This window comes from Streptomyces sp. NPDC006174, from assembly GCF_040614075.1.
Classification (GTDB): domain Bacteria; phylum Actinomycetota; class Actinomycetes; order Streptomycetales; family Streptomycetaceae; genus Streptomyces.
The window spans coordinates 131,030-144,101 of record NZ_JBEXTJ010000015.1; the positions used below are offsets into that span (position 1 = coordinate 131,030).

9 protein-coding genes are annotated in these 13,072 nt (G+C 70.0%); 6 read left to right on the plus strand and 3 right to left on the minus strand.

Annotated elements, in window-relative coordinates; translation table 11 throughout:
• The first annotated feature begins 40 nt into the window (after positions 1-40).
• Positions 41-2,221 (plus strand): DEAD/DEAH box helicase, encoded by a 2,181-nt coding sequence (locus ABZ267_RS28910; protein WP_356752565.1) that lies wholly within the window; start codon positions 41-43, stop codon positions 2,219-2,221.
• Positions 2,222-2,243: 22 nt separating this feature from the next.
• Here ABZ267_RS28910 and ABZ267_RS28915 read toward each other — a convergent pair whose 3' ends face one another.
• Positions 2,244-3,260 carry a multicopper oxidase domain-containing protein gene (locus tag ABZ267_RS28915; protein ID WP_356752567.1) on the minus strand — a complete coding sequence of 339 codons (1,017 nt, stop codon included), beginning with the start codon at positions 3,258-3,260 and terminating at the stop codon, positions 2,244-2,246.
• Between the two features lie 219 nt (positions 3,261-3,479).
• Here ABZ267_RS28915 and ABZ267_RS28920 point away from each other — a divergent pair, with 219 nt between their 5' ends.
• On the plus strand, positions 3,480-5,990 hold the full coding sequence (locus ABZ267_RS28920) for a ThuA domain-containing protein (protein ID WP_356752569.1): 2,511 nt from the start codon (positions 3,480-3,482) through the stop codon (positions 5,988-5,990).
• Complete coding sequence (locus ABZ267_RS28925; RefSeq protein ID WP_356752571.1) at positions 5,987-8,227, plus strand: family 16 glycoside hydrolase; 2,241 nt, start codon at positions 5,987-5,989, stop codon at positions 8,225-8,227. Before ABZ267_RS28920 ends, ABZ267_RS28925 begins: the two co-directional genes overlap by 4 nt.
• Before the next feature lie 16 nt (positions 8,228-8,243).
• Here ABZ267_RS28925 and ABZ267_RS28930 read toward each other — a convergent pair whose 3' ends face one another.
• Positions 8,244-9,317: an ABC transporter permease gene (locus ABZ267_RS28930; RefSeq protein ID WP_356752573.1), complete on the minus strand. Its 1,074-nt coding sequence runs from the start codon at positions 9,315-9,317 to the stop codon at positions 8,244-8,246.
• A complete protein-coding gene (ligD, locus tag ABZ267_RS28935; protein WP_356752574.1) occupies positions 9,314-10,339 on the minus strand; it encodes a non-homologous end-joining DNA ligase in 1,026 nt (341 codons plus the stop codon). The genes ABZ267_RS28930 and ligD overlap by 4 nt, the downstream gene beginning before the upstream one ends.
• Before the next feature lie 76 nt (positions 10,340-10,415).
• Here ligD and ABZ267_RS28940 point away from each other — a divergent pair, with 76 nt between their 5' ends.
• The 3 genes from ABZ267_RS28940 to ABZ267_RS28950 all read left to right on the plus strand — a co-directional run bounded on the left by ABZ267_RS28940 (position 10,416) and on the right by ABZ267_RS28950 (position 13,070).
• Entirely contained in the window at positions 10,416-11,477 is a 1,062-nt protein-coding gene (locus ABZ267_RS28940; RefSeq protein ID WP_356752576.1) for an ATP-dependent DNA ligase, read from the plus strand.
• Positions 11,478-11,567: 90 nt separating this feature from the next.
• Positions 11,568-12,533 (plus strand): polyphosphate kinase 2, encoded by a 966-nt coding sequence (gene ppk2 / locus ABZ267_RS28945; protein ID WP_356752578.1) that lies wholly within the window; start codon positions 11,568-11,570, stop codon positions 12,531-12,533.
• 117 nt (positions 12,534-12,650) lie between these two features.
• Entirely contained in the window at positions 12,651-13,070 is a 420-nt protein-coding gene (locus tag ABZ267_RS28950) for an ATP-binding protein (protein ID WP_356752580.1), read from the plus strand.
• Positions 13,071-13,072 lie beyond the last annotated feature (2 nt).

Genomic DNA, 13,072 nt, shown 5'->3' on the forward strand with positions numbered 1-13,072 from the left:
GGCCACGACGAGACGACCACTTCCGACGGCGGCGAGAGCGATGAAGAGCGAGACGGCGGCCAGGTCCGCCCGCCCGGCGGCCACCGGCCGGGCCGCCCGGGAGCTGCTGGCCGAGACGGAGGCGCTGCTCGGCCGGGCCCGGGCCGTACGGCAGGACCATGCCCGCGCCGTCGATGCCGTACGCGATGTGCTCGGCCCACTCCTGGCCTCTCTGGTCGACGGGGAGCTGGCCGCCATCCCGGTCGCCCGGCTGAAGGACGTCACGGAGGGCCGGCTGCGCCTCGGCGCGCTCGAACAGGCCGGGTTCACGACCGTCGGGCAGGTCTACGGCACGGCCCGCTACGAGCTCCGGCTGATTCCCGGCGTCGGCGCGCACACCGCCGACCAGGCGCTGGCGGCGGCCGGGCAGATCGCCGACGCGGTGCGCGACACCGTCTCCGTACGGATCGACATGGACGCCCCGGACGACACCACGACCGCGCTGGTCGTCGCCCTGCACCGGCTGGTCGAGGCCGGTCCGGACGCGCGGCGTGCGGTGGAGGCGGCGCAGCGGCTGGCCGAGCAGGTCGAGCCGCTGGTGGCCGCCGCCGCACCGGCCGGGAGCCGGCTGCGGATGCTGTTCAGCGGCAAGGAGGTAAGGGGACGGGCGGCCGGCGGCGTGGCCGGGCTGCTCACGGCACTCGCGGAGGCCGCTGAGCAGGAGCTGGCGATGCTCTTCGGCCAGGTCTCGGTGGATCTGCTGCGGGCGCCGGAGTCTGCGCCCGGCGCCTGGGTGGACTTCGAGCTGCGGTCCGCCGAGTACTACAGCCTGCTGGCCGAGCTGTCCGGCAGCGGCCCGGACCGGGACGCCGCCGAGGGGTTCCTGCCGGCCGGGATCGCGGACCGGGTGCGGGCGCTCCGGCTGGACGACTCCCGGCTACGGGTCTCGCTGCGCGGCTACCAGTCGTTCGGGGCGCGGTTCGCGCTGGCGCAGAAGCGGGTCATCGTCGGGGACGAGATGGGGCTCGGCAAGACCGTGCAGGCCATCGCGGCCCTCGCCCATCTCGCGGCGCGCGGCGAGAGCCACTTCCTGGTGGTGTGCCCGGCGAGCGTGCTGATCAACTGGAGCCGGGAGATCCGGGCCCGCTCCACCTTGCGCGCACTGCCGGTGCACGGGGCGGAGCGGCTGGAGGCGTACGCGGAGTGGCGGGCGAGTGGCGGAGTCGCGCTCACCACGTTCGACGCGTTGCGGACCCTTCCCGAGGCCGCAATCGACCTGCCGATGCTCGTCGTGGACGAAGCCCACTTCGTGAAGAACCCCGCGACCCTGCGGGCGCAGGCGGTCGCCGCGTGGGCGGAGCGCGCCGACCACGTGCTGTTCCTCACCGGAACGCCGATGGAGAACCGGGTGGAGGAGTTCCGGAGCCTTGTCCGTCAACTCCGCCCGGATCTGGCCGATGTGGTGTCGTCCACGCACGGCGCCGCCGGTTCACAGGCCTTCCGGCGGGCCGTCGCTCCGGCCTATCTGCGCCGCAACCAGGTGGACGTCCTCGCCGAACTCCCGGCGCTGGTGCACGTGGACGAGTGGGAGGAGTTCAGCGCCGAGGACTTGGTGGCGTACAAGGAGGCGGTGGCGTCGGGGCAGTTCATGCGGATGCGCCGGGCCGCGTACGCCGCGCCCGCCACCTCCGCCAAGCTGGAGCGACTGCGCGAACTGGTCGACGAGGCACGGGACAACGGGCTGAAGGTGGTGGTGTTCTCCTACTTCCGCGAGGTGCTGGCCACGGTCGGCGAGGCGTTGGGCCCGAACGCGTTCGGACCGGTCTCCGGGAGCGTCCCGGCCGCGCGGCGGCAGGAGTTGGTGGACGCCTTCTCCGCCGCCGACGGACACGCGGTGCTGCTGAGCCAGATCCAGGCCGGAGGCACCGGGCTCAACATGCAGGCCGCGTCGGTGGTCATCCTCTGCGAGCCGCAGATCAAGCCGACGCTGGAGCACCAGGCCGTCGCGCGCGCCCACCGGATGGGCCAGGTGCGCACGGTCCAGGTGCACCGGCTGCTGGCGGCGGACAGCGTCGACCAGCGGATGGTGGAGCTGCTGGCCCGCAAGGACCGGCTCTTCGACGCGTACGCCCGGCGCAGCGACCTCGCGGAGGCCGCACCGGACGCCGTCGACGTGTCCGACGGTGAGCTGGCCCGGCGGATCGTGGAGGAGGAGCAGCAGCGACTGGCCCGCCCGGAGTGAGAGGCGCGCCCGAACGCTCCGGTCAGTGCTGGTGCTCCGCCGCGCCCTCCTCCTCGGCGGCCTTCTTCTCCGCTCCGCCCGCCACATGATGCGGCTCGTACCCCGGAATCGTGCCGTCCGGCTTCTTGATCAGCAGCAGTCCGGCCATCCCCATGTCCGAGTGGCTCTGCACATGGCAGTGGTACATCCAGGCGCCCGCGCCCACGCGTTCACCCGCGATGATCTGGAGGCCGAAGGAGTCGGCGGGCCCGCAGATCTTGTTGTCGATGACCCGGCTCGGGTCCTCGGGGCCGGTGAGGATGCCGGTCCGGTTGTCCGCCCAGCGGTGACCGTGGATGTGGAAGGTGTGGTAGTACTCGCCGTGCGTGATCATCACGAATTCGAGCCGGTCACCCACCGTGGCCTCGAAGTTGACGCTGTTGTGAGCCGTCTTGTTGTTGATCATCATGTCGTTGAAGACGACCGTGCACGTCTGATCGGGCAGCAGGTCGCCCTTCCTGCGCACCACGAGCGGCCCGTACAGCCCCTTGCGGATGCCGCCGGTGCCGTGGTCGGTACCGACGACGTGGTCGTGGTAGTGCCAGTAGCCCGCACTGCCCGGCTCGTACGTTCCGTCCTTCCGGCGGCCCGGCTTGTGCGTGCGCCAGGTGTACGTACGGCTGCCGCCGGGCTCGACGTGGCTCTTGTTCATCCGGGTGCCGTCGTTGGCGATGTCGTAGTCGACGCCGTGGACATGGAGGCTGGCGTCCACGTCGGTGAGGTTCTCGAAGTCGATGTGCAGCGTGTCGCCCTCGTTCAGCTCGATGAGCGGGCCGGGGATCGACGCCTTGCCCTTCTCGAAGCCGTAGCCGAGCTCGCCGTTCGGCAGCTTCTCGGCGTACATCTTGATCCGGCGCACCGCTCCGCCGTCCGGGGCCGTGCGCGGCGGGTTCTCGGCGGAGCTTGCCTCCACCGCGCCGAGCGACAACGATGTCACACCGGTGGCCGCCGCGGCCGCGCCGCCGATCAGCATCCGCCGGCTGAAGGTCCTTCGGTCCATGTCGAACTCCCCACTGGGATAAGGAAACTGGCGGAGACGGAGGCCCCGGGGCTACCCGGAACGGGCCACACCGTAGCCGGGGGCCGAGCGTTTATCCACACTCAGGACAAAGTTTGTGCGATTGCTGCCATAGCTATTGGCGGGTCACGAAAAGAGGTCTAGCTTCGTGCGCTGTCGTAGTCAACGCTCCAGTGACCACAGAAGGGTTGGGTGACCCACATGCAAGGCGCATCGCATCACCGGTCCAGATCACGACACCGACGCGGCCTCGCGGCGGCCGTGGCGGCCGGCGCACTGACCGTGTCCTTGCTGAGCGCGGGCGGTCCGGCCAACGCGGGCACGTCGCCGGACCGGGACTTGGTCGAGAAGATGGCGACAACGTTGTCCCTGCCGTCTCCGCCGGGCGCGAAGAACCTGGTGAAGGTGCTGGTCTTCCACGCCCCGGCGGCCGACGAGGCACCGTACACGGACGCCGGGATCGCGGCGATCGAGAAGATCGGGCAGACCGGTCCGGAGGCCGGCCGGTTCACCACCGTGGCCACCGCCGACCCGAACGTCTTCACCAACGGCAAGCGGCTCGGCTCCTTCCACGCGGTCGTCTTCCTGACCGGCGGCGGCGATGTCCTGGACCCGGAGCAGGAGGCGGGCCTGGAGGCGTACATGGAAGCGGGCGGCGGCTTCCTCGGCATCCATGACGCGGCGCGCACCGAGCCGTACTCGGACTGGTTCACCGGCCTGGTAGGCGCCCGCCCGGCGGCGAACAGCCCGACCGCCGTGCAGCGGGCCACCGTCGAGATCGGCGACCGGGTCCACCCGGCGACCAAGAGCCTGCCGCTGGAGTGGAAGCGTCCCGACAAGTGGCTGAACTGGACGAAGAACCCGTCCGGTGAGGTCCACACCGTGGCGCGCGTAAGGGAGTTGACGTACAAGCCGGGTGCGAGCGCCAACGGCTGGGACCATCCGGTCTCCTGGTGCCGCGACTACGACGGCGGGCGCTCCTTCTACACGGCGATGGGCGGTACGGCGGACAGCTTCGCCGAGACCGACCTCCGCGACCATCTGCGCGGCGCGCTCGCCTGGACCAACCGGACCTCGCAGGCCGACTGCAAGGCGACCATCACCTCCAACTACACGGCCGAACGCCTGACTCAGCCCAACCAGCCGGGCCAGAACGACCAGATCGGTGAGCCGCACGGCCTGGTGACCGCGCCGGACGGCAAGGTCTTCTACATCGGGCGCGGCGGCGCCGACAGCTCCAAGCCGGTCGTCACGGACTGGAGCAACCCGAACGTCGGCAAGGGCAAGGGCGAGATCCACGTCTACGACCCGACGACCAGGAAGGTCACCCTCGCCGGTGCGCTGGACGTCTTCGGCAACAAGGGCGGCGGCGACGAACTCACCAAGAACGAGGAGGGGTTGCTCGGCATCGAGCTGGACCCGGACTTCGCCTCCAACGGCTGGGTCTATCTGCACTACACCCCGCACGCGAAGATCGACCGGGACAAGCGCATGGCGACCCGTCAGGTCTCGCGCTTCACCTTCGACCCGTCGTCCGGGAAGCTGGACCTCGCCTCGGAGAAGGTGCTGCTCGGCTGGCCGGTGCAGATCCACAGCTGCTGCCACGCGGGCGGCGGCATGGCGTGGGACTCGAAGGACAACCTGTACATCGCTACCGGTGACAACAACTCCTCCGGTTTCAGCAGCGGTTACTCCGGCAACAACCCGGAGCCGAACTACAAGGGTGTCTCCTTCGCCGACGCCCGCCGCACCTCCGGCAACACCAACAACCTCAACGGCAAGATCCTGCGGATCCACCCCGAGGACGACGGCACCTACACTCTCCCGTCCGGCAACCTCTTCACCGGCAAGGAGCCGGACGAGGGCGGCGGTAAGACGCGCGGTGAGATCTATGTGATGGGCGTACGCAACCCGGCCCGGATCTCCATCGACACCTCGACCGACACGCTGTACGCCGGCTGGGTCGGCCCCGACGCGGGTTCGGCCTCCACCACCTGGGGTCCGGCGAAGTACGACACGTTCGCCGCGATCACCAAGGCGGGCAACCACGGCTGGCCGTACTGCATGGGCAACAACCAGCCCTATCGGGACCGTAATCTGCCGGACCCGTCCAAGCCGCTGGGCTGGTACGACTGCAAGACGCCGAAGAACGAGTCGCCGAACAACGACGGCCTGGTCAAGCTGCCGCCGGTGACGCCGAACACCATCTGGTACTCACCGCAGGGCGGCGGGGTCGACTACCCGCGCGACGCCAACGGCGTGCCGAGCTACAAGGCCGAGGAGCAGAAGGAGTTGCTGCCCTGGCTGAAGGGCGGCGGCCAGGCGACCATGAACGGCCCGGTCTACCGGTTCGACGCGCAGAGCGACTCGACCGCCAAGTGGCCCGCGTACTGGGACGGCAAGTGGTTCGTCGGTGACTTCTACGACGACACGCAGCCGCGCCACGCGGTGATCACCGACCCGAAGACGGTCGGAATGGGCGGACTGCCGGTGCACGCCGAGTCGTTGAAGAAGATCATCCCGGTCGGCGCGGACGGCATCCGCAACCTCATGGACTGGAGGTTCGCACCGGACGGCTCGCTGTACGTCCTGGACTACGGGCGCGGCTTCTTCACCTCCGACTCCAAGTCCGCGCTCTGGCGCGTGACCTATAAGGGCGGCGCGGCAACTCCGGCCGTCACGGAACTGGTTGGAAAGGCGGCAGCGCAGTGAGACACCCCACGTACCCCGCCCGGCGGCGGCATCGGCCGTCCAGCTTCTGGGTGGCCATGCTGGCCTCCCTGCTCATGGTCCTCGGGCTGACCTCGACGGCCGCGTACGGCAAGGGTGATGACGCTCCTGCCGCCGAGGCCGCCGACCAGGTGCTGACCTGGACGGCCGGCGACCCGATCGACCACTATCTGACCGCGCCGGAGACGGCGGTGGCCGGCAAGGCGACCATCGTCTTCGAGAACAGCACGGCCACCGGCAACACCACGAGCATGCCGCACACGCTGACGTTCAGCGTCTCGGACCCGGAGCACAACAACGACGTCCAGGTGAACATCCTGGCCAACCCCGGTGACTCCGAGGGCGGCAAGCACAGCGTGGAGGTCACGCTGACACCGGGCACGTACCTCTACTACTGCACGATCCCGGGCCACGGCGAGATGAAGGGCGTCCTCACCGTCACCGAGGGCGGTGGCGAGGAGGACACCGAGGCTCCCGCGACCTCGGCCAAGGTCGACGGCGACCAGAACGGCGACGGCGCGTACATCGGCCAGGCCACGGTCACCGTCGAGGCCACCGACGCGGGCTCCGGCGTCGACACCGTCGAGTACGCGCTCGGAGCCGACGGCGCGTGGCAGCCGTACACCGCGCCCGTCGTGGTGAACGAGGTCGGCGACCATACGGTCCGCTACCGGGCCACCGACAAGGCGGGCAACGTGGCGGCGGAGAAATCCGTCGACTTCGCGGTCGCCGCGCCGCCGACCGACGACGAGACACCGCCGGAGACCTCGGCGACCGTCTCGGGTGAACAGGACGGTGACGGCGCCTACTTGAGCATGGCCACGGTCACCGTGACCGCGTCCGACACCGGGTCCGGCGTCAACACCATCGAGTACGCGCTCGGCGCGGACGGCGAGTGGAAGCCGTACACCGCACCGGTGATGGTCCACGAGGTGGGCGAGCACACCGTCCGCTACCGGGCCACCGACCGGTCGGGCAATGTGGCGGCGGAGAAGACCGTCGCGTTCACCGTCGTCGAGCCGCCGTCGCAGGACAAGACGGCACCGGAGACCTCGGTGAAGGTGGAGGGGAACAAGAACTCCGACGGCGCGTTCATCACCAGCGCCAAGGCCACGATCACCGCGACCGACGACGACTCGGGCGTGGACAAGGTGGAGTACTCGCTCGACGGCGGCCCCTACCTCGCGTACACCACGCCTGTGATCGTCGACCGGGTCGGCCACCACACGGTGGCGCACCGGGCGACGGACAAGGCGGGCAACACCTCCGAGGCGGAGAAGGTGTCGTTCACCATCGCTCAGGGCGGCGGAGTTCCGGCGCCGAACTGCGCGGAGTTCGACGAGCGGCACACCGTCTTCGTCGGCACGGTCGACACGGGCGTCCCGAACCGGATCACCCGTAACCGCTGCACGATCAACGAGCTGATCGAGGACGAGAAGGACTGGTCCTCGCACGCGCTGTTCCTCAAGCACGTGACGGCGGTCCTGGAGAAGCTGAAGGCCGACGGCGTCATCGACCAGCGCGAGCGCAAGGCGATCAACCAGGCCGCCAAGCAGTCGGGCATCGGCAAGCCGGGACAGTCCGAGGGATACACCAAGCTCTTCGACGGCACGGCGGCCTCGCTCGCCAAGTGGAGCCACGTCGGCGGCGGACAGTTCGGGCTGAACGAGGAGGAGGAGTCCATCACCAGCTCCACCACCGTGGGCGGCATGGGCATGCTCTGGTTCCCGACCCGTGCGTACGGTGACTTCTCGCTGAAGCTCCAGTGGCGCGACGACGCCCCGGGCTCCGGCAACGCCAACGGCGGGGTCTTCGTCCGCTTCCCGAAGGTCCACGACCATCCGGAGGAGTCGCGTCCGGAGTGGGTCGCCATCAAGTACGGCCATGAGATCCAGGTCAACGACCGGCCGGACGGCGACATGTACAAGACCGGTTCGGTCTACGGCTTCGACCGGGTGGGCCTCGGCGGCGCCGGGGTCACGCCCAAGGGCACCTGGAACGACTACGAGATCAAGGTGGTCGACCAGCACTACGAGATCTACCGCAACGGTGTCCTGATCAACGAGTTCGACAACACCGGCGGCCAGCTCTTCGAGCCGCCGCGCGGTGACGACCCGGGCACCGACGGCCGGCGGTTCGCCTCCGGTTACATCGGGCTCCAGGTCCACGGGGTCACGGACGTCATCTCGTACCGCGACATCCGGATCAAGGAGCTGTAACCCGCGGGAACAGGTCTCAGGAGGCCGTGGCCGCATGCTCAGGCGTGCGGGCGCGGCCTCCTGGATGTCGGTGGCGCCACACCCAGAACACCGTGCAGGAGACCAGCGCCCAGGCGGCCAGGACCAGGTACGGGAAGAGGAACTGGTGGCCCTGGTAGTAGACGGCGGTGTGCTGCGCGTTGACGGAGGCGCCCGGCGGCAGCCAGCGGCCGATGTGGCCGAGCGCGGACGGCAGCAGCGGCCAGGAGACCGCGCCGCCGGAGGACGGGTTGCCGAGCAGCACCATGACGCCCCAGGTCGGGATCATCGCCCAGCGGCCCATCAAGGTGTTGAACATGGTGAAGACCATGCCCGAGGTGAACATCGTGAACGCCAGGATCAGCCAGGACTGGACGAACGGCAGGTTCACCGCGCCGAGCCACCAGTCCACCGCCGCCGCGATGGCGAACCCGCCGAGCAGCGCGTACGCGGCGGTGAACGCGATGCGCTCCGCCGGATTGAGGCCGTGCGCGTGGACGCTGAGCTGGATCGCGCCGAGGAAGCCCATGATGACGGCGGCCAGCGAGATGTAGAAGAGCGCGAGTCCGCGCGGGTCGCCTCGCTGGAGCGGCTTGACGTCCCGGACGGTGACCTCGACCCCGGTGGCATCGCCGACCTCGAGCCCCGCCTTGCCGAGTAGTTCGGCCACGGAGGCGCCGGACGCTCCGGCCACGTCGAGCGCCACGCCGTCGTCGGAGGCGCGGACGATCGCGAAGACCTTCTGTTCGTCCAGGGCGCGGCGGGCGTCGGCGACGTCCGGATAGTCGCGCAGTTCGAGCGAGGCGTCGAGCGCCTTCTCCATCCCGGTGACGAACGCCTCGCCGCGCTGCACTGCGGGCTGCGTGACCAGGGCCGCCGGAATGCGGTGCGGAGTCGGTTTGGCCATCGCGTACGTGTAGGAGCCGGCGAAGAGTCCGGCCGCGGCCGCCACGATGAGAACCAGGACGGTGGCCGGGAGGAACGGGCTGTTCTTGTACGCCTCCCAGCGCTCGCGCACCGTCAGCGGGCGGCCGTGGGCGCCGTGCCTCTCACTGCTCCCGCTCCCGCTCACGCCATCTCGCCCTCGTCGTCGTGCCGGGCGCGGCTGGGCTGGACCCGCTTCGGTTCGCCGGGCATCTTCGGATACTCCGGCGGGTACGGCATGTCGCCGAGCCCGCGCTCCTTCTCGTCCCGGTCCGCCAGCTCCAGCAGCCCGTCCAGCCGGAACGCCTCCTGGTCCATGTCCGCGTGGACGTCACCGAGTTCGGCGTAGCGGACCGGCAGCGTGCGGATGTCGAAGTCGCGCGGTTCGGCGTCGTCGATCTCCTCCCAGCGCAGCGGCGCCGAGACCGGCGCGTGCGGGAAGGGGCGTACGGAGTAGGCGGAGGCGATCGTGCGGTCGCGGGCGGTCTGGTTGAAGTCGACGAAGATCCGCTCGCCGCGCTCCTCCTTCCACCAGGCCGTCGTCACCCGCTCCGGCATCCGCCGCTCCAGCTCGCGCCCGGCGGCGATGGCGGCGCGCCGGACCTCGGTGAAGGTCCAGGCGGGCTCGATGGGGACGAAGACGTGCATCCCGCGCCCGCCGGAGGTCTTGGGCCAGCCGCGTACGCCGTGGTCCTCCAGGACGGAGCGCAGCTCGTGGGCGGCGGTGACCGCGTCGGCGTAGTCGGTGCCGGGCTGCGGGTCGAGGTCGATGCGGAGCTCGTCCGGGTGGTCGGTGTCGCCGACCCGGACCGGCCAGGGGTGGAAGGTGAGGGTGCCGAGGTTGGCGGCCCAGATCACGGCGGCGAGTTCGGTGGGGCAGAGCTCGTCGGCCGGTCGGCCGCTCGGGAAGGCGATGCGGGCGGTGGGGATCCAGTCGGGAAGGTTCTTCGGCGCGCGCTTCTGGTAGAAGAAATCACCCTCCACGCCGTCCACGAACCGCTGGAGCGTGGTCGGCCGGTGGTTGAGCGCACGGGTGATCCCGGGGCCCACGGCCAGGAAGTACTCGGCCACGTCCCTCTTCGTGTAGCCCTTCTCCGGGAAGTACACCTTGTCCGGGTTGGAGAGCCTCACCGCTCGTCCGCCCGCGTCCAGCTCCACCGCAGCTCCCATGACGGCCACCGTAGGCCGGTCGCACATATGCCGCACATCGGGAGACATGAGCGTGCCCGGGCGTCAGAATCGGGCCATGGACCTGCCGGTGATGCCGCCTGTGAAGCCGATGCTCGCCAAGTCGGTGGCCAAGATCCCGCCGGGCATGGGTTACGAGGCGAAGTGGGACGGCTTCCGGGCCATCGTGTACCGCGACGGCGACGAGGTCGAGATCGGCAGCCGTACGGGCAAGTCGCTGACCCGCTACTTCCCGGACCTGGTCCACGCCGTACGGGAGAATCTGCCGCCGCGCTGTGTGATCGACGGCGAGATCGTCATCGCGTACGGGGGGCGGCTCGACTTCGAGCGGCTCAGCGAGCGCATCCATCCGGCCGACTCCCGGGTGCGGATGCTGGCCGAGCGGACTCCGGCGAGCTTCATCGCCTTCGACATCCTGGCGGCCGACGACACCGCGCTTCTGAGCACTCCGCAGGTGGACCGCCGGGCCGTCCTGACGGCCGCGCTCTCCGGCGCCTCCGCGCCCGTACTCCTCGCTCCGTCCACCACGGACATCGAGCTGGCCCGCGAGTGGTTCGACCGGTACGAGGGAGCGGGGCTGGACGGGATCGTGGCCAAGCCGCTGGACCTGCCGTACCGGCCCGACACCCGCGTGATGTACAAGATCAAGCACGAGCGGACCGCCGATGTCGTGGTGGCCGGCTACCGCGCGCACAAGAGCGGCCCGATCGTCGGCTCGCTCCTGCTCGGCCTGTACGACACCGAGGGCGTCCTCCAGCACGTCGGGGTCTGCGCGGCCTTTTCCATGAAGCGGCGCGCCGAACTGGCGGAGGAGCTGGCTCCGCTGCGGTGTGCGTTCGCCGACCATCCGTGGGGTGCGTGGGCGGATGCGGCGGCGCACGAGGCCTCGCGGCTGCCGGGGACGCAGAACCGCTGGTCGGGCAAGAAGGACCAGTCGTGGGTGCCGCTGCGGCCGGAACGGGTCTGCGAGGTGGCGTACGACCACATGGAAGGGGACAGGTTCCGCCATACGACGCAGTTCCGGCGGTGGCGCCCGGACCGGGACCCGGCCGGCTGCACGTACGGGCAGCTGGAGGAGGTCGTCTCCTACGACCTGGCGCGGGTGTTCGCGGGCGGCTGATCCGGTGGGACCGCCTCCGCGTACATGAGCGGCGGTGACGGGGGCACCAGGCTGCGGCGGGGTGTATCGAGGAGAACGGGGAACGAAGCGATGACCGATGGTCCTACGACCGACCCGGCGGAGCTGCTGAAGGGGCTGACCGTCGACGGACGGCGGCCCGAGCAGCCGGTGCTGCTCGACGAGCGGGGCCGCCCGCTGGAGACCTGGCGGGAGAACTATCCGTACGAACAGCGGATGCGGCGCAGGGAGTACGAGAAGGAGAAGCGCATCCTCCAGATCGAGCTGCTGAAGCTCCAGCGCTGGGTGCGGGAGAGCGGGCAGCGGATGGTGGTCCTGTGCGAGGGCCGCGACGCTGCGGGCAAGGGCGGGACGATCCAGCGGTTCACCGAGCGCCTCAACCCGCGTGGCGCGCGTGTGGTCGCGCTGGACAAGCCGACCGAGCGCGAGAGCGGTCAGTGGTACTTCCAGCGGTACGTGTCCCATCTGCCGACCGCCGGTGAGATCGTCTTCTTCGACCGCTCCTGGTACAACCGGGCCGGTGTGGAGCGGGTGATGGAGTTCTGTACGCCGGAGCAGCACGAACATTTCCTGGAGCAGGCGCCACTGTTCGAACGGATGCTCGTCGACGACGGCGTCCTGCTGGTGAAGTTCTGGTTCTCGGTCTCGCGCAACGAACAGCGCACCCGCTTCGCGATCCGGCAGGTCGACCCGGTGCGCCAGTGGAAGCTGTCGCCCACCGACCTGGCTTCGCTCGACCTCTGGGACGACTACACCGCGGCGAAGGTCGACATGTTCCGGGCCACGGACACCGAACACGCGCCGTGGACGGTGGTGAAGAGCAACGACAAGAAGCGCGGCCGGGTGGAGGCGATGCGCAGCCTGCTGTGGCGGTTCGACTACGACAGCAAGGACGACAAGGCCGTCGGCACCCCGGACCCGCTGATCATCGGCGCCGCCGACACGCTGCTGGAACCGGGCGAGGAGCGCTCGGACCTCTCCCCGACCCCGCTGGCCAGCCGGACCCACGGGCCGGGCGACCATCCGGAGCAGGCCTGACGGCGTGGCGGGCAGGTGAGCCGTAGGGGGGAGCCAGGTATGGAGGTGGCGCCTGAGGGAATGCGGTGGTTTCTACCGGAGTGGAAAGAGATCGACGGCACGGAAGGAGGTACGGGCGTGTACAGCACCCCTCCCGTACGTCACACGGACGGCACCCCTGCGGAAATGCCCCGGACCGCGGGCGAGGCGCGCGATGTCGTGACCCGGCTGCTGGCGGCGGAGTTCGACGAGTTGTCGGACGAGATCCTCTCGAACGTGGTCGTCGCGGACGCCCTGCTGGTGACCTCGGAGATCGTGACCAACGCTCTGCGGCACGGCGGTGGCCTCACCGGCTTCTCGGCCCGGATCACCGACAGCGGGCTCCACCTCGTCGTCGACGACGCGGACCCCCGGCATCCCGTGCTCCAGGACCCGCCGCCCGGGTCGGTCGGCAAGGGCGGTTACGGCTGGTCGCTGGTCCACCGGCTCACCCGGCAGCTGTCCGTCATCTCGCACGAGGGCGGCAAGCGCATCGTCGCCGTGGTGTCGCTGTTCTGAGC

Excerpts from the sequence above, each read along its gene's own strand:
- ABZ267_RS28915 (WP_356752567.1), bottom strand. The coding sequence starts at position 3,260 with ATGGACCGAAGGACCTTCAGCCGGCGGATGCTGATCGGCGGCGCGGCC.
- ppk2 (WP_356752578.1), top strand. The coding sequence starts at position 11,568 with ATGACCGATGGTCCTACGACCGACCCGGCGGAGCTGCTGAAGGGGCTG.
- ABZ267_RS28920 (WP_356752569.1), top strand. The coding sequence starts at position 3,480 with ATGCAAGGCGCATCGCATCACCGGTCCAGATCACGACACCGACGCGGC.
- ABZ267_RS28940 (WP_356752576.1), top strand. The coding sequence starts at position 10,416 with ATGGACCTGCCGGTGATGCCGCCTGTGAAGCCGATGCTCGCCAAGTCG.
- ligD (WP_356752574.1), bottom strand. The coding sequence starts at position 10,339 with ATGGGAGCTGCGGTGGAGCTGGACGCGGGCGGACGAGCGGTGAGGCTC.
- ABZ267_RS28910 (WP_356752565.1), top strand. The coding sequence starts at position 41 with ATGAAGAGCGAGACGGCGGCCAGGTCCGCCCGCCCGGCGGCCACCGGC.